Source organism: Agrobacterium sp. 20P9.1.2 (genome assembly GCF_057799395.1).
Window position 1 is genome coordinate 285,731 of record NZ_JBYOKI010000002.1, and the last position, 16,042, is coordinate 301,772.

Here is a 16,042-nt window from a genome sequence, read left to right on the forward strand (position 1 = left end):
GTGGCTAAAAAAAGTCGCATGGGCCTCATAGCCTTGCGGATATCAAGCATGGGGTGGCAGATCTGCCCCTGCGAGTTTCGTAAATATGTTGTCGCGCAGCCGGTAGTAGCGCAGCGCCATCGCGGGTGCGAAGCTCATGTAGAAAGGAGCGGCCTTCAACGGCTCCAACTTGAGCGCCAGTTCGTTTTCCGGCTTTCCAAGCGCCCATTCCGAAAGAATGGAACCAAGCATCGAGCCGGTTGGCACACCGCGACCCGAAAGACCGGTCAAGGCCACAACACCCGGCGCCAGATCATATAGACGCGGAACGGTACGATATTGCATATCGAGTTCGCCAAACCAGAAATAGTCCCGTCGAATTTCTTCTCGGAGTTGAGGATGCAGCCATTTGAGACGTTCGCTCATAATCTGTTTTGTATAGGCCATGTCCCGACCGCGGCGTCCCATGGGAAACATCGATGCAACAAGCCGGCCTTCGGCATTGTATTTATAAACATAGATGTCACCACGGCCATCGTGGATCGTCGTGTTCTGCGGCAAGACGGTCCGGCGCGTCTCTTCTGACAAAACTTGCGTCGCTGCAGCGAAGACACGCTGAATTTTGAAGGTCCGATCAAGTTTCGGCCAACCGCCGACGGTGTAGGCGCCTGTGGTAAAGATCACTTTCGACGCGACGACTTCTCCGCCATCCGTCTTGACTTTCCAGCCTCCGCCCATGTCGCGCTCACAGCCCGTTACAGCAGAGTCAGTGAATATCCTGCCGCCCTCCTGAATGACGGCCCTGGCTAGACCGCGAGCATAACCAAGCGGATTGAGATGACCTGCCTCCTCGTGCAGCCAACCGCCGTGGAACCGGGGGCTGCCTGTCACCGCAGCCACCTCGTCGCGGTCTAGAAGCCAGGTTTTCGCGCCTGCCGCATTGTAGGTTTCGACTTTGCGCCTGATATCCGCCATTGCCCCCTTGTGCGACGCGCCCATCACATAACCGTTCTGAACCCATTCGCAGTCGATCTGGTAATCACGGATCATGCTTGAGACACGGTCATTCGCCCGTGTCTGCCGTTCGATGAGCCGTTCCGCCCAAGGTTCTCCCAGCATCCTACGCAGCTCGGGAAGGCTGTAGTGTGTAAAGGTTGGGGTGCAATGTCCGGCATTGCGGCCCGAACCGCCGAACCCGACCTCCTGCCGCTCCAGAAGCACGACATGGACACCGGCTTTTGCGAGTTCCAGTGCGGTTGTCAGACCGGTATAGCCCGCACCCACAATGCACACATCGGTCTGCACGCGACCGGAGAGGCGCTCCGTCTGCGGCGCGGAAGCTGCGGTTGCGTACCACGGTGTCACGTCAAAAGGTGAGAACGAGACCATTCTGCGCTGTCCTCAGTTCAGATCACTGCGAGCATCAAGCGCATCACGCAACCCATCGCCGATGAAGTTGAAACTGGTAACAGCAAGCGTGATGGCAACGCCTGGTACGATGGCGAGCCAAGGAGCCTTGTCGAGATACTGCTGGGCTCCATTCAGCATATTGCCCCAACTCGGCAGCGGCGGCTGGATACCGTAACCGAGGAAGCTGATATAGGCTTCCAGAAGAATGGCACGCGCTACCGTCAGCGTAGCGGCCACGATGATCGGGCCGACAGCATTCGGCAACAATTCCCGAAACATAATCCACCCATTGGGCAGGCCGAGCATCCGGGCAGCCATTACAAAGTCACGCTCGCGCAGCGACCGGACCTCCGCCTCAACCAGGCGGGCAATCTCCATCCAGCTCGTGACGGCAATGATCAGCGTGATCATGAATGGACTTGGCTTGACGAATGCCGCAAGCGCAAGAAGTAGAAAAATACTTGGGAAGGATAGAAAGGCATCGACGAAACGCATCAGTATCGTGCCGACGCGGCCGCCGTAATAGCCGGCGACGACACCGATGACTGTACCGATTAGCGTCGATAGAACCATGGCAAAGAAGCCAACAAGCAGCGAGATACGACCGGCATTGAACAGTCGCGCCGCTATATCTCGCCCTAGCGGATCGGTACCGAATATATGATATCCCGTCAGAGGCGGCGCAAAACGCGCGCGTAGATCGATAAACAATTCGTCGTAAGGCAGCAGATATGGCCCTACGAAACAGGCGAAAATCATGATGGTGATCATGATGAGGCCAAGCACGGCCAGTTTGTGGCGGGCAAAACGACGTAGAGTACGGTTCTGCCACCAGTGGAACCGAGGCGCAGCCTGCGAGGGACGGAGTGTTGCAGCGGACATGATCTTTCCTTCGGTTGATTGCGGCATTCGTGGATCGGGCCCTATCCGAGGCGAATACGGGGATCAACGAGAGCGACCATCAGGTCAGCGAGCAAGCTGCCAAGCAGTACAAGGATTGCGGAAAACATCAGAAGTCCCATGACCACCGGATAATCGTGATAACCGAGGCTATCGAGGAACAGGCGGCCCATGCCTGGCCAGGTAAACACGGTCTCCGTGACGAGAGCGCCACCGAGGATCGTCGGGAGTTGTAGACCGGCAAGAGTGATCATCGGGAGAAGCGCATTACCGACAACGTGTTTCATCAAAACCCGACGCGGGGTTAATCCCTTGGCGCGGGCGGTGCGGACGAAATCCTGATTGATGACATCCAGGGTTGCGGTCCGCATATAGCGGCTCCAGACGGCGATGTTGACGAGGGCAAGCACGAGGCTCGGCATGATCAGGTGAATGGCATAATCGTAAAACGACTGATCGCCGATCGTATACATGTTTCCCGCTGGCAGCCATTTTAGTCGCAGCGCAAAGACGTAGATGGCGACGAGCCCAAACCAAAAGGTGGGAATGGAAAGTGCGACCATTGCACCGACCGTCGCGGTGTAATCGAACAGCGTGTAACGTTTGGTGGCTCCCTTGATGCCGAGCCAAGTGCCAACAAGGATTGATACGACAGTCGATGAGACCATCAACAGCAATGTCGCGAACAAATGCCCCGAGATGATATCGAGAACCGGGCGCTGGTCGCGATAGGATTTACCCCAATCTCCCTGAAGCAGGCGCCATGCCCACTCGAGATATTGGACAGGCAATGGACGATCAAGGCCCATCTGGTGGGCGATGCGATCAAGCGCCTCCCGTGTCATGCCCGGTGTCAGCGCAAATTGCGACAAGGGCCCGCCGGGCGCGAGATTGAGGACCGCAAAACCGATGATCGAAACAAGAAACAAGAGCACAAGGCTCTGCCATATCCTGTGAAGAAGAAAACTCAGCATGATGAAACTCCAGGTCGCATCGCAGAAGTGAAAGCAGACCATCCGCGAATAGTCGTTTGGGTGCCGGCTGCATTAAAGCCGGCACTTTCCACGTCGGTCAGGCTCGTGGCCCTGTATGGTCAGCTTTAAGCCAGGTGCCAGGTCGCAACGTTCCAGGTGTCGATGCGGGTATTGACGTTAGGCTTCACATTCTCGATGCCCTGCTTGTGCCCACGAACGGTTGCGTACTGGAACAACGGCAACAGTGGCAGTTCCTTGCGCATAATCTCCTGAATCTTCAGGTAAACCGCCTTACGCTCTTCCGGTACGAACAGGCTGCCACCCTTGGCAAGAAGTTCGTCAACATCCTTGTTGACGAACTGCCAGGTATTTTGACCAGAGCCGCCTTTCGCAGCGCTCGATGTCGAGCGGAAGAAATCCGATGTATCGGGATCGGGGCCAGTCAGGAAGTCGAGACCGACGATCACAGAATCGAACTTCGACAGCATCCAGTAGTCGCCCCACATGACAGCTGGCGGCAGGTTGGAAATGGTCATTTCCACACCCACATCCTTGAAGGATTGCTGCATATATTGCTGGACCTGTTCACGAATGTGATTGCCCGCCGTTGTTGAACATGTGAAGGCGAGCTTTACACCATCCTTGGCGCGGATACCGTCGGCACCGGCCACCCAACCTGCGTCATCAAGCAGTTTTTTGGCTTTCTCAACCGAATACTCATGTTTGGGAAGATCGGGATTGTAGTAGAATGACTGTTGCGGAACATAGCTTTCTGTGGGTGTCGGCAGACCGTAATAAAGCGCGTCGATGATCGACTGCTTGTCGATGGCTGCGTAGAGCGCCTCTCTCACCGCTGGATCCTTGAACTGCGGCCGCTCCATATTGAAGGAGAGTGATTCAATCGTTGATCCCGGGACGACATTGACCACCTTGCCTGCGAGATCCTTGGCTTCCTCGTAGTGATCAGGTGTGATCCATTGCAGACCTGCGACGTCAATATCGCCCGTCTTGAACTGGGTATACATGACATTCAGATCGGGCACGTATTTGTAGATCAACCGCTCAATATGCGGGCCGTCGGCAAAATAGTCGGTATTGGCCTCAAGAAGAATGTAATCGCCTGCAACGCGCTCTTTCCATTTGAAGGCGCCCGTTCCCACCGGTGCGTTGTTATAGGCAGAGGTGTTGCGGTCAACTTCCGCTCCCAGCAGGTGCTTGGGGGTGATGAAGGTAGACGCGAGGATCGACGGATAGGGAGCGAAAGGTTTTTCCATTTTCCAGGTAATTTCCGTCGGTGACACGATAGTCAAATCACGCACGAATTCGTGGCCAGTCTTACGCCATGAACGGAAATTCGGATCAACAAGAAGCTCTAGAGTGAACTTCACGTCTTCTGCGGTGAATGGCTTGCCATCGTGCCATTTGACGTCATCACGCAGCTTGACCTTCCAGTTGAGACCATCAGCAGAGATACCGCCGTTTTCAACTGTCGGCACTTCAGCGGCAAGCGCCGCAATGAACGCTCCTTTATCATCGACATAAAACAGCGGGTCGAAGATGCTGAAATGGATGCCTTCGTCCACTTCGATATGCGGCATATGCGGATTGAAAACGGTTGGCTCCTGCGAGAAGCCGACTGTGATCTGGCCCTTGGCGGCTTTGTCCTGCGCAATAGCGCGAGAAAAACCTGGAAGACCCGATAAGACGACACCGGATGCGCCGAGGGCCAAAAGGCCGAGCGCCTGGCGGCGGGTGGTATTGATAAGCGGCTTGTTCTGGTCGGACATTTTTTGGTTCCCCTTGATCCGATGGTTGAACATGACGATTATTGTTGCTTCCGCCTCTTTGGGCGGTACTACTCCCATCGGCAGTTGCCTGCCTCATGCCTGCTAGGAACGGTGGTGCTTGAGACGCCTAACCTCTCCTTTCAAAATCCGCTGACCAGTTCGATCTTCGAACCGTCGCTGAAGCGGCTGAAACGAAAATCGTGACGATCAACGATCGGATCACGGCCGGTAACGATATCGGCCATGAGTTTCCCTGCCGCTGGGCCAATGCCGAAGCCGTGGCCGGAAAAGCCGGTCGCAACATGAAAGCCAGGAATGGCGTCGATACTGTCGATGACCGGAATGGCGTCCGGCGTCACGTCAATCATACCGGCCCAGCGTTGCGAAATTTCGGCCTTTTCGAATACCGGAAACGCCTGCTTCAGCTTCGCAAGCGCGCCGTCCGTCATACTGACCGACGGAATAGGATCGAGCACACGATTATATTCGAAGGGTGATGGTTCATCGAGTGACCACCGCCGTGGAATGCGCCATTCGTCGTAAAACCGACCGGTCAGGCGCAGGTCAAGCGAACGCCACTCATGCCGCAGCGCTGGCAGAAATTGTCGCGCATAGCGGAACGACGCGGGCACGATATCGACAATGTTCTGGAAGCCGTTCGCGATGGTATACCCGCCGTCAAGGCGCTTGCGGATAGCAAAACCGTTCGACCAGATCGCTTCTTCCGGTCCGCCTTCCAGCGGCTTCGTCCGCAACACGGAATTCATGACCTTGAGCTGGGGCAGATCGAGACCGTTATTGCCAAGAAACAGGCTGGACCAGGCGCCGCCGGCCATTACCGCTGCCTTGCAGGCGATTTCGCCGCGCTCCGTCACCACACCAGAGACCTTGCCACCGGAAAGCTGGAGCCCACGCACCGCGCATTCGGTAAGAATGAAGGCGCCACGGTCGCGGGCGGCTTCCGCAATGGCAGGAGCGGCCCGCTGCGGCTCAGCGCGGCAGTCACCTGCGGTATAGAGCGCACCGGCGACATTCATGTTTGAGCCAGGATACTTCGCCTTGAATTCCGACGCGCTCAGCATGCGGCTATCAATCTGGTAGCCCTCCAGATTGCGGTTCCAGCGTTCGTGCTCGGAAAATTCCTTGTCGGTCGCGCAGGTGAAGACGATGCCGGAACGCGCGAAACCCGTTTCTCGTCCGGTACGGCGGTTAAGATCGGCCCAAATACGCAGCGATTCCGCCATCAAGGGAACTTCGCGAGGATCGCGGCGGGAAATGCGGACCCAACCCCAATTGCGGCTCGACTGTTCATGACCGATCCCACCTTTTTCGCAGAGCGCGACACGCAGTCCCTGATCAGCAAGTTCAAGCGCGGTGGACGTACCGATAATACCGCCGCCGATGACGACGACATCGACTTCTTTCGGAAAATCCGTATCACCGTGGACGGGAACGACATAAGGACCGGGCATATCAGAAAAACTCCTCAAGCTGGCAATTGATAGCGAATTCGGCGACGGAAGCCTCGTTCGGCAGGGACAGCAGCATGGCAATGATGCGGGCAAGATCAGCAGGCTGAGTCATTTGATCTGCCGGTCGTTCGGAGATGGCTGTGGCCATATCGGTTGCGACGAAGCCCGGACATATGGCTGTGGCGCGTACGCCCTTCTCGAAACCCGTCTGACGGATGGCGTGGGCGAGCGCAACGGCGGCAAATTTGGAGAGCGAATAGCTGCCAGCCGACGCAGATTTTACCCGTTTTCCCGAAAGTGATGCTAGAATGATGACCCGGCCACGGCCGCTCTCACACAACGCTTCCCAGGCGGCCTTTATCAGCCTTCGCGGTGCCTTGACGTTGACAGCGAGCATCGCGTCGATGTCATCGTCATCCGCTTCGATCACAGTCTTCGGGATCATGATACCAGCGTTGGCTACAACCGCGTCGATACGTCCTAAATGGCGCAGAGCATCGTCCGCCCATCGCTTTTCTGACGTGATATCATTGGCATCGTAAGCAGCAAGATGGACGTGGTCTTCGTGACCTACTGCCCACTGCGGCAATACGGGGTTGCGCATACCCAGCGATACGGCCCAACCTTCGGCAAGAAGTGCATAGGCAACATGGTCGCCTATGCCGCGGCTTGCGCCAGATATGAGAGCGACGCGTTTTGTTGTTTGATTGGTCATTCCCGTCCCACAATATGACGGTAAGCACGACGCAGAATGTCAATGACCTGTTTCTGTTCGTCTTCCGGAATGAAACTGAAGAAATCGCGCGATTGCTGCGGAACGATTTCTCTGATTTTCATGGCAAGTGCAGCACCTGCTTCGGTTATGTAAAGCTCCTGGGCACGGCTATCCTCTTGCGATACCTCTCTCCGTATCAGATCATGTGACACCATCTGGTCGATGACCCGACCCATGGCTGAACGGTCCCGCATCGTCAGATGCGCGATGACAGAAGGGCGAATTCCCGGATAGTCGTCTACCAGCAGCAAAGTCGTGATCTTTCCTGTTCCCTTCGCCACATCCAACCCGTCCAGCCGGATATCGAGATCACGCGATACGGCAAGGTTGATGGTGCGTATGTAGAAGCTCAACGTATCTTCAAGTACGTCGAGATTGACGTCCGTTGGCGATATCGGCGGTTTTGCAATGGGTTTGGACATGAAGTTTCCGTTTGAGTGGTCAAAAATGGAGCCTTAGCAGATGCGCTTTTCAGGGCGCACCACAGAGCAATTTTTCGGCCATGTCGTATTGCAGTTTTGTGACGATATGAAATGCCAATTAGTGGATAAGTGCAACTATTTTTTTAAAAAGTTTTGATATTTTCCTCTGATAAAACAATATCTTAACGTACAAAAAGCCCGCCGCCGGATCTGCAGGAGACTCCGGCGGTCTAACTGGTTTTTAATGTCGCGCGACGCCGAGGACTGGCTTTAAGCAATCCTATCGGCAGACTCCAATATTACGTGCCGACGGCCGTTGCCGCAGGTTCCCAGTCTGCACCGGGAATGGCCGCGACGAGTTTCTGAGTATAAGGGTGCGTCGGCGCCCGGAAGATTTTTGTCGGCGGCCCCTGTTCCACGACCGTGCCCTTGTGCATGACTAGAACCTCGTCGCAAATCTGGCTTGCTACCCTGAGATCATGGGTAATAAAGATCATCGCAACCTTCATTTCTCTCTGCACCCGCGCCAGAAGCTCCAGAACCTGCGCCTGTATGGAGACATCCAGAGCAGACACGGCCTCGTCGGCGACAAGAACTACGGGATCAAACATCAGGGCACGGGCAATGCCTATGCGCTGGCGCTGACCGCCGGAGAATTCATGCGGGAACCGATCATACGCCTGCTCGTCCAGACCGACGAGGTCCAGAGTCCGAAGAGCTTTAAGCCTTGCCTCATGCAGCGCCATTCCATGGGCAACCGGACCAACCGTCAAAATCCTTCCGATGGTATGACGCGGATTGAGTGAGGCGAATGGGTCCTGAAAGATCATCTGGATATAGGGTCTCAAAGACCGAAACGCGGCCTCATCCATTGCAGCGATGTCGCGACCATCGAAACAAATCGAACCGCCATCCGGCTCCAACAACTTGAGCAAAACACGCCCAAGCGAGGATTTACCCGATCCGCTTTCTCCGACGATACCAAGTGTCTGGCCTTTCCGGAGCTTGAAGCTAACACCGTTCACGGCTTTGACTACCCTGGCCTTGCGGAAGAATGAGCCGGAACTGCGGTATTCCTTCTCCAGATTTTGGACTTCGAGCACGACCGGAGCTTCCTCACTGATCGCCCGTTCAGAGCTGCGCATACGCGGAACTGCCGCGACCAGTCGCTGGGTATAAGGATGAGCAGGCTTAACCAGAACCTGATCCGCCCTCCCCTGCTCTACAAGAAATCCCTTCTCCATCACCACCACACGATCAGCTATCTCGGCAACCACACCAAAATCATGGGTGATGAACATGACGCTCATCTTCTTCCGCCTCTGTATCTTGCGGATGAGTTCGAGAATCTGCGCCTGGGTCGTAACATCGAGCGCAGTGGTCGGCTCGTCAGCAATTAGGACGTCCGGGTCCAGCGCCAGCGCCATGGCGATCATGACGCGCTGCCTCTGTCCGCCGGAAAGACGAAACGGGTATTGCAACCGCATCAACGGTGGGTCTGGAAGACCTACTTCTTCAAGGAGATCGAGGACTTTGGCCTTGCGGCTTTCAGGTGTTCCTTTGCCGTGGGCCACAAGCACCTCGGCGATCTGATCGCCGATGGTCATCAATGGATTGAGTGCAGAAAGCGGGTCTTGGAAGATGATTGAAACCGCCTGACCTCGCAGCGGCCGGATACGCTCTTCTTTGGCCGAAAGCAAATCCAGTCCCTTGAAATGGATTTCGCCGAAACTGACGGTGATCACCGGCGATAACAGCCCCATGATCGTGCTGGCCGTGACGGATTTGCCGGAACCGGATTCACCTATGATGCACAGGATTTCACCTGCATGGAGGTCGAATGAGATGTCTTTTACCGCGTGAGTGCGTTCCATTCCCGAAGGGAGATCCACCGTTAGGTTACGAACGGACAGCACCACGTCGGGCGACGTGGTTTGATGCGACATAAGTTCCCCTTGTTTTTTTGTAACTTTGTTCGCTTTGTCCGACGCGTCATGCGCCGAAGGCAATATAGTGGACGACATCCACTATATTGTCCAGACTTCGGTCTTCAGCGATTTCGTTATCCGCATGGCGGCTTCACTCCGTGTACAAGGTGCATCCATCCAGACCGACAGCGCTTGCCAAACATCTCTACAACCTCCAATTTATCTGTGTTGCGACGACTGTTTTAAACTGCCGATAACATTCCTATCGCAACGTGCTATATGGCCCGGATTGTTTCAGGCCGTTCAGGCTCTGGGTGTCTTTACGGTTTGGAGAATTCGGGCAAATGGCAAGAAAAGCGCAGGGCTCTACCGCTGTCGAAAACGCCGTGGTCGAGCCGCGTGAGCGCATTATCAATGCAGCCCGTGATGTCTTCATAGAGCAGGGTTTCGATCTGGCCACCGTGCGTGAAATCACGTTGCGGGCGGATGTGAATGTGGCTGCGATCAATTACTACTTTGGCTCTAAGGATGAACTGATCAGCGAAGTCCTCAACATCATGATGGAGCCCTATACGAATGCGCGCGTGGCGGCGCTCGACGCATGCGAGGCAGCGGCGGCTCCGGCTACCCCCACACTTGAAGCCGTGGCCGAGGCTCTGGTGCGACCCATGGTTCAGTTGAGCCGCGACGCCGATGGCGCGCGCCCATTGACCCGGCTCATCCTGCAAATCCGCTCTCGCCCTCGCGAAATGACGACTCGATTTTTCATGCGGCGGGTCGATCCGGCAGTCTTCCGCTTCATCGACGCTTTTGGAAAAGCCCTGCCGACGCTGTCGCGCAGCGATGTCTTCTGGCGTTATAATTTCTCCATCGGTGCGGTGATGCAGATCCTGATCGATTCCGATCATGCGACATTTCGGCTTAAACAGCTCTCCGGCGGCCTGTGTGACACGGATGATGACGAAGAGATCATTTCTCAGCTGGTAGCCTATATCTGCGCCGGGTTCTCTGCGCCGCAGGTGCAAGCGATCCGCCCGAAACCTTAACCCACCAAAGGCAGATTCTTCCAAAAATGCCGCGAAATTGGGCAAATCCTGCCTCGATTGCGGGCAAAATGACTATTCAAAATCGTTGACGGTCTCATAATTAAAACTATGTTTGAAATATTGTTTATTTCCATAGGAGCAAGACCAGATGTCCGCAGCCGCCAGGAAGATAACCGGTTCCTTCGTCGCCCTCATCACACCGTTCGATCGTTCCGGCAATGTGGATATCGGCGCGTTTCGCGAGCTTCTTCAGTTCCACGAGACCAACGGTACGTCGGCTGTGCTCATCATGGGGTCTACTGGCGAAGTCTCGATGCTTTCCCAGGATGAGAAGCGCCGGATCATCGTGGAAACGGCGAAAATGAAGTCGGAAAAAATGCCGATCTTCTACGGCTGCACCGGCAACAATACCGATGTCACCATCGACAACGTGAAATTCGCCCGCGACAATGGTGCGGACGGCGCAATCCTTGCGGCGCCCGCCTATATCTGTGCGCCGGAGGCCGATATCGAGCGATATTTCCTTGAAATCGCCGACGCAACCGACCTACCGCTTGGCCTTTACAACAACCCGCCCCGCGTCAAGAGCGACCTGCATTGGGATCATCTTCTGCGCATCTTCAAGCATCCGAACTATGTGATCCACAAGGAGTCCACGGCGCGCGTGGGTCAGGTTGCGCAGGTGCTTGCCGCACGTCCTGACGTCTCTGTCATGTGCTGCGACAGTCCCAATCTCGGCCTCGTGGTACCGACGATGAGCCTTGGCGGCCACGGCACGGCCAATATGAGCGGCAATATCGCACCGGCCGAAGTTGCCGTCATGTCTCGCCCATGGGCGAGCTATACCGAGGCGGAAGGTTTCCGCGACACCTATCTGCGCCTGCTGCCGCTGCTGCATTTCAATTATTCGGCCATCAACCCTGTTGCGGTGAAGTCACTGATGAAGGCGGTCGGTCTGCCAGCTGGCGAGTTGCGCCGTCCACTCACGGGTCTGGAAGGCGAGGCCTTGGCGCGCGGCGTTCGCATCGTGCAGGAACTCGGCCTCGACAAGGTCTACGGCTGGAAAATCAACCCTTCCGCTCTGGCTGCGTGAGGGCGCCCCGATGGATCTGGGGATATCCGGTCGCCACGCACTCGTCACTGGTGCCAGCCGCGGCATGGGCAAGGCCGCAGCGCTTGCACTCGCACGGGAGAATGTTGAGCTGACCATTCTTGCCCGCACGCCAGAAATTCTGGCGGCAACGGCGCAGGAGATCCGCGACCTCACCGGCGCGCGGGTCACGACCGTGGTGGGCGACATCACCACTGTTCAGGGTCGACAGGACGCATTGGCTGCCTGCCCTGCGCCCGACATTCTGGTGAACAATGCCGATGGCGAACTGCCGGGTGACTTTCGCAACTGGGCGAGAGAGGACTGGCTGCGCGGTATCGACCGCATGATGCTGACGCCAATCGATATGATCCGCTTGACAGTGGACGGCATGATGGAGCGCGGCTTCGGTCGCATCGTCAACATCGTGTCGCGCAGCGTCAAGATCGCCCAGCCGGAACTGGGCATGTCGAATGCGGCCCGCTCCGGGCTCGTGGGTTTCGTCGCCGGTCTAGCGCGGCAGACCATCAGCCGGAACGTGACGATCAATAACGTGCTTCCGGGCATCGTCGCCTCGGATGGTCAGCGCCAGCATGTCGAGGTTCTGGCGCAGGAAAGTGGCCGTCCTTTCGATGACATCTGGCGCGAGCGCGCAAAGCAAAATCCTGCCGGGCGTTATGGCGAACCGGCGGAAGTGGGTGACTATATCGCCTTTCTGTGCTCGACGAATGCTGGTTTCGTCACGGCACAGAATTTGCTGATCGATGGTGGTCAATACCCCGGAACCTTCTGAGGAACCGGAACAGCTTTACACACGACGCTCTGTCGATCGTCGCGCAATCCGTTGGTGCAGCCGTGCCGCGAACCCATACTCGTGTCCGCAAACAGGAAGGAATCGTTCAGTCATGAAGACCATTGGATCACTTTTGCTCGCCGCGACCATCGCGACCGTGACAGCCGGTATCGCCGCAGCCGCGGACTATCCCGAACGGCCTGTCAGCATCGTCGTGCCTTACCCGCCAGGCGGCGCGGTCGATGGCGTGGCGCGCGTGCTGGCAACAGAGCTTTCCGCCTCCACCGGCAAGACCTTCGTGGTGGATAACCGTGCAGGCGGCGCAGGCGGCATCGTCGGTTCATCGGAAGTCGTCAAGGCCGCGCCCGATGGCTACACGCTTCTCCTGAACGCCTCCATCCACGTCGTCACCCCGCTAATCAACAAGAACGTTCCTTTCGACGTCCAGAAGGACTTTACGCCGATTGCCGGAATTGCCGCCGGCCCGCTTCTGGTGATCACCAATCCCGAGACCAAGGCCAATACACTGAAGGACTTTTTTGCCGAGGTGCAAGCGGACCCGGACAGCTTCAATTTCGCAACGTCCGGCTACGGTTCTGCAGGCCATCTCGCATTGGAGGCGTTGAAGGCCCAGGCGGATGTCGATGTCGATATCGTCACCTACAAAGGTGCTGGCCCGGCATTGACCGACATGATGGGCGGACAGGTGCAGTTGATGGCCGACCCGATGCTGTCTTCGCTTCCGCATGTCAAATCCGGTCGCCTGAAAGCGCTTGCCGTGACCAGCCCGAAGCGGTCTCCCCTTGCGCCGGATGTTCCGACGGTCGAGGAGAGCGGTATGCAGCCACTGGATATGGTCTCATGGTACGGCGTTTGGGGGCCGAAAGACCTTGATCCCGCCGCGGCCGAATATCTGGGTGCTGCGGTCAGCAAGGTCGTGAACTCCGGCAAATTCAAGGAAAAGCTGACCGTTTTCGGTTTCGAGCCGATGTATAAGAACAATGCCGATCTCAAGACATTCGTCACCGATGAGACGGAGCGTTACCGCAAGATCGTCGATTCAGCAGGCATCAAGGTTGAATGATATGAGCAAGGCTCCGGTGAATTTCAGCGATATGACGCAGGGCCCGGAGCCTTCGCAACACAGGCGTGTCGTGGGAACCCACTGGGGTTTCTATGCGCCGGGACCAACGCCAGATCGTCTGGAACCATTGAAGGATGACCCGAACCCGGCTTTCTTCGGGACCGACCTGATTGCGGACCGTCTTGCACCGTCGCGAATCTTGAGACCTGCGGTGCGTCGCTCCTTTCTGGAACATGGCGGCGCGACACGCCATGGACGACGCGGGGCCGAACCGTTCGTGGAAGTGCCCTGGGATGAGGCGCTTGATCTGGTGGCTGCCGAAATTACCCGCGTCAAAACTGACTATGGCAGCGGATCGATCTTTTCCGGCTCCTACGGCTGGTCCAGCGCCGGACGCTTCCACCACGCGCAAAGCCAACTGAAACGGTTCTTCAATGTGGCAGGCGGGTCGGTGCGATCCGTCCAGACCTATAGTTATGCGGCGGGGGAGGTGATCCTTCCGCATGTGATTGGAACGACGAACGGTCTGATCACGGGACACACGCCGTGGAGCCAGATCGTCGGCCATGCCGAACTGATTGTCATGTTTGGCGGCACGCCCTTGCGCAACGCGCAGGTCAATGCGGGCGGCGTGACGCGGCATATGGCTCGCGAGGCACTTCTGGCGTGCAAAGCATGCGGCACGCGAATGATCAACATTTCACCCGTCAGCGACGATGTGGAGGAAAGCCTTGAAGCGGAATGGCTGCCGCTTCGGCCATGCACGGACACGGCTTTGATACTGGCGCTGTCACACACATTGATTTCTGAGAGCCTTCACGACGTGGCATTTATCTCCCGATACACATCGGGCTTCGAGACATTCCGCGCCTATGTGATGGGTGAGAAAGACGGCATCGCAAAGGACGCGATCTGGGCCTCCGGCATCACCGGCATCGAGACGCAGGCCATCGCCGATCTGGCGCGGCAGATGGCAGCGAAAAAGACCTTCATCATGATGGCCTGGGCCTTGCAGCGCGCCGACCACGGCGAGCAACCCTATTGGGCCGCCATCGCGCTCGCCTCACTACTGGGCGGCATCGGTCTTCCCGGCCAGGGCTTCGGCTTCGGCTATGCCTCCGTTGCCAGCATCGGCCAGGCGGCGTCCAAGGTGCGCTGGCCATCATTGCCGCAAGGCCGCAATCCGGTGGCAGACTACATTCCCGTTGCGCGTATTGCCGATATGCTGCTTTCACCCGGAAGCGAATATGAGCACAATGGTGAAAGACGGACCTACCCGGATATCCAGCTCGTCTATTGGGCGGGCGGCAATCCGTTTCACCATCATCAAGACCTCAATCGTCTTGTCGAAGCGTGGCAGAAGCCGCAAACGATCATCGCGCACGAGCATTTCTGGAACGCCCACGCACGCCATGCCGATATCGTGCTGCCCGCCGCAACGTTTTTCGAGCGAGATGACGTCGTCGCAAGTGGCCGTGACAACTTCATCGCCTATTCCACGGCCATCGCGCCTGCGCCCGCTGATGTGCCCACGGACCACGAAATCCTCCGTCGGTTAGCCAGTCGCCTTGATGTCGAAGAGGCGTTCACCGAAGGCTTGAGCGAAGAGCAGTGGCTACGGCGCCTTTACGACGACGCCAGCAAGGACGCCGCGTCTCGGAATATCCAATTGCCGGAGTTCTCAGGATTCAAGGAAGACAGTATCGTAGAGGCCCCGCAGCACAAGGATGAACCTTTCCTTGCCGCCTTCCGTGCCGACCCGGAGAAGGCAGCGCTGCGCACGCCATCGGGACGTATCGAACTTGCGTCCGAGGTCATCGCCCAATTCGGCTATGATGACTGCCTCGGCCATCCGGCATGGCTTGCACCGCGCGAATGGCTAGGCGCGGCATCTGCAGCAACCTACCCTTTGCATCTTCTCTCCTGCCAGCCGCATGACAAGTTGCACAGCCAGTGGGATCACGCAGCGCCATCACGGCGCACGAAAGCGGGTGGCCGCCAGCCGCTGCGCATCAATCCGGCGGACGGGAAAGCGCGGGGTGTCGAAGATGGAGACCTTGTCGAAGTCACCAATTCACGCGGCACGTGCCTCGCCGTTGTCGCGATCAGCGACGACCTCATGCCGGGCGTGGTGCAGCTTGCAACCGGCGCGTGGTTCAATCCCGTCGATCCCTCGCAGCCCGGATCGCTGGAACTCAATGGTAATCCGAATGTGCTGACCCCGGATCATGGCACCTCCCGGCTGGCACAGGGGCCAAGTCCCAATGCCTGTCTGGTCGAGGTGAAAAGATATCACGGCGACGTGCCGGAAGTGACAATCTACCAGCCCATGACCTTCGTTGCAGACCCACGCCAGTCAACGCCCGCCGAATGAACGAGGTA

At 57.1% G+C, this 16,042-nt stretch carries 13 protein-coding genes; 5 read left to right on the forward strand and 8 right to left on the reverse strand.

Annotation, left to right across the window (positions count from 1 at the left end; genetic code table 11):
• Positions 1 to 42 precede the first annotated feature (42 nt).
• From AC27VJ_RS07185 to AC27VJ_RS07220, 8 genes are all read right to left on the reverse strand, one after another.
• Positions 43 to 1,368: an NAD(P)/FAD-dependent oxidoreductase gene (locus AC27VJ_RS07185; protein WP_488683422.1), complete on the reverse strand. Its 1,326-nt coding sequence runs from the start codon at positions 1,366 to 1,368 to the stop codon at positions 43 to 45.
• 12 nt (positions 1,369 to 1,380) lie between these two features.
• On the reverse strand, positions 1,381 to 2,271 hold the full coding sequence (locus AC27VJ_RS07190; protein WP_113086800.1) for an ABC transporter permease: 891 nt from the start codon (positions 2,269 to 2,271) through the stop codon (positions 1,381 to 1,383).
• A gap of 41 nt (positions 2,272 to 2,312) precedes the next feature.
• Positions 2,313 to 3,263: an ABC transporter permease gene (locus AC27VJ_RS07195; RefSeq protein ID WP_488683423.1), complete on the reverse strand. Its 951-nt coding sequence runs from the start codon at positions 3,261 to 3,263 to the stop codon at positions 2,313 to 2,315.
• A 125-nt stretch (positions 3,264 to 3,388) separates the two neighbouring features.
• Positions 3,389 to 5,050 (reverse strand): peptide ABC transporter substrate-binding protein, encoded by a 1,662-nt coding sequence (locus tag AC27VJ_RS07200; protein WP_488683424.1) that lies wholly within the window; start codon positions 5,048 to 5,050, stop codon positions 3,389 to 3,391.
• Positions 5,051 to 5,190: 140 nt separating this feature from the next.
• Positions 5,191 to 6,522, reverse strand: coding sequence for an NAD(P)/FAD-dependent oxidoreductase (locus AC27VJ_RS07205; RefSeq protein ID WP_488683425.1), 1,332 nt, complete (start codon positions 6,520 to 6,522; stop codon positions 5,191 to 5,193).
• A gap of 1 nt (position 6,523) precedes the next feature.
• The gene (locus AC27VJ_RS07210; RefSeq protein ID WP_488683426.1) at positions 6,524 to 7,237 is read right to left on the reverse strand and encodes an SDR family NAD(P)-dependent oxidoreductase; all 714 of its coding nucleotides are present in this window, start codon (positions 7,235 to 7,237) and stop codon (positions 6,524 to 6,526) included.
• Positions 7,234 to 7,719, reverse strand: a complete 486-nt coding sequence (locus AC27VJ_RS07215) for a MarR family winged helix-turn-helix transcriptional regulator (RefSeq protein ID WP_113086432.1) — start codon at positions 7,717 to 7,719, stop codon at positions 7,234 to 7,236. The genes AC27VJ_RS07210 and AC27VJ_RS07215 overlap by 4 nt, the downstream gene beginning before the upstream one ends.
• 299 nt (positions 7,720 to 8,018) lie before the next feature.
• The gene (locus AC27VJ_RS07220; protein WP_488683427.1) at positions 8,019 to 9,665 is read right to left on the reverse strand and encodes an ABC transporter ATP-binding protein; all 1,647 of its coding nucleotides are present in this window, start codon (positions 9,663 to 9,665) and stop codon (positions 8,019 to 8,021) included.
• A gap of 326 nt (positions 9,666 to 9,991) precedes the next feature.
• On the opposite strand from AC27VJ_RS07220, the gene AC27VJ_RS07225 reads away from it, so the two are divergent.
• From AC27VJ_RS07225 to AC27VJ_RS07245, 5 genes are all read left to right on the forward strand, one after another.
• Entirely contained in the window at positions 9,992 to 10,693 is a 702-nt protein-coding gene (locus AC27VJ_RS07225; protein WP_488683428.1) for a TetR/AcrR family transcriptional regulator, read from the forward strand.
• A 148-nt stretch (positions 10,694 to 10,841) separates the two neighbouring features.
• Positions 10,842 to 11,786: a 4-hydroxy-tetrahydrodipicolinate synthase family protein gene (locus AC27VJ_RS07230; RefSeq protein WP_488683429.1), complete on the forward strand. Its 945-nt coding sequence runs from the start codon at positions 10,842 to 10,844 to the stop codon at positions 11,784 to 11,786.
• Positions 11,787 to 11,796: 10 nt separating this feature from the next.
• A complete protein-coding gene (locus AC27VJ_RS07235; RefSeq protein WP_488683430.1) occupies positions 11,797 to 12,576 on the forward strand; it encodes an SDR family oxidoreductase in 780 nt (259 codons plus the stop codon).
• Positions 12,577 to 12,688: 112 nt separating this feature from the next.
• Complete coding sequence (locus AC27VJ_RS07240) at positions 12,689 to 13,660, forward strand: Bug family tripartite tricarboxylate transporter substrate binding protein (RefSeq protein WP_488683431.1); 972 nt, start codon at positions 12,689 to 12,691, stop codon at positions 13,658 to 13,660.
• 1 nt (position 13,661) lies between these two features.
• Positions 13,662 to 16,034 (forward strand): molybdopterin-dependent oxidoreductase, encoded by a 2,373-nt coding sequence (locus AC27VJ_RS07245; RefSeq protein ID WP_488683432.1) that lies wholly within the window; start codon positions 13,662 to 13,664, stop codon positions 16,032 to 16,034.
• Positions 16,035 to 16,042: the final 8 nt, after the last annotated feature.

Bases quoted from the DNA above. Each gene is read 5' to 3' on its own strand.
- AC27VJ_RS07185 (WP_488683422.1), bottom strand. From the start codon at position 1,368: ATGGTCTCGTTCTCACCTTTTGACGTGACACCGTGGTACGCAACCGCA.
- AC27VJ_RS07190 (WP_113086800.1), bottom strand. From the start codon at position 2,271: ATGTCCGCTGCAACACTCCGTCCCTCGCAGGCTGCGCCTCGGTTCCAC.
- AC27VJ_RS07195 (WP_488683423.1), bottom strand. From the start codon at position 3,263: ATGCTGAGTTTTCTTCTTCACAGGATATGGCAGAGCCTTGTGCTCTTG.
- AC27VJ_RS07200 (WP_488683424.1), bottom strand. From the start codon at position 5,050: ATGTCCGACCAGAACAAGCCGCTTATCAATACCACCCGCCGCCAGGCG.
- AC27VJ_RS07205 (WP_488683425.1), bottom strand. From the start codon at position 6,522: ATGCCCGGTCCTTATGTCGTTCCCGTCCACGGTGATACGGATTTTCCG.
- AC27VJ_RS07210 (WP_488683426.1), bottom strand. From the start codon at position 7,237: ATGACCAATCAAACAACAAAACGCGTCGCTCTCATATCTGGCGCAAGC.
- AC27VJ_RS07215 (WP_113086432.1), bottom strand. From the start codon at position 7,719: ATGTCCAAACCCATTGCAAAACCGCCGATATCGCCAACGGACGTCAAT.
- AC27VJ_RS07220 (WP_488683427.1), bottom strand. From the start codon at position 9,665: ATGTCGCATCAAACCACGTCGCCCGACGTGGTGCTGTCCGTTCGTAAC.
- AC27VJ_RS07225 (WP_488683428.1), top strand. From the start codon at position 9,992: ATGGCAAGAAAAGCGCAGGGCTCTACCGCTGTCGAAAACGCCGTGGTC.
- AC27VJ_RS07230 (WP_488683429.1), top strand. From the start codon at position 10,842: ATGTCCGCAGCCGCCAGGAAGATAACCGGTTCCTTCGTCGCCCTCATC.
- AC27VJ_RS07235 (WP_488683430.1), top strand. From the start codon at position 11,797: ATGGATCTGGGGATATCCGGTCGCCACGCACTCGTCACTGGTGCCAGC.
- AC27VJ_RS07240 (WP_488683431.1), top strand. From the start codon at position 12,689: ATGAAGACCATTGGATCACTTTTGCTCGCCGCGACCATCGCGACCGTG.
- AC27VJ_RS07245 (WP_488683432.1), top strand. From the start codon at position 13,662: ATGAGCAAGGCTCCGGTGAATTTCAGCGATATGACGCAGGGCCCGGAG.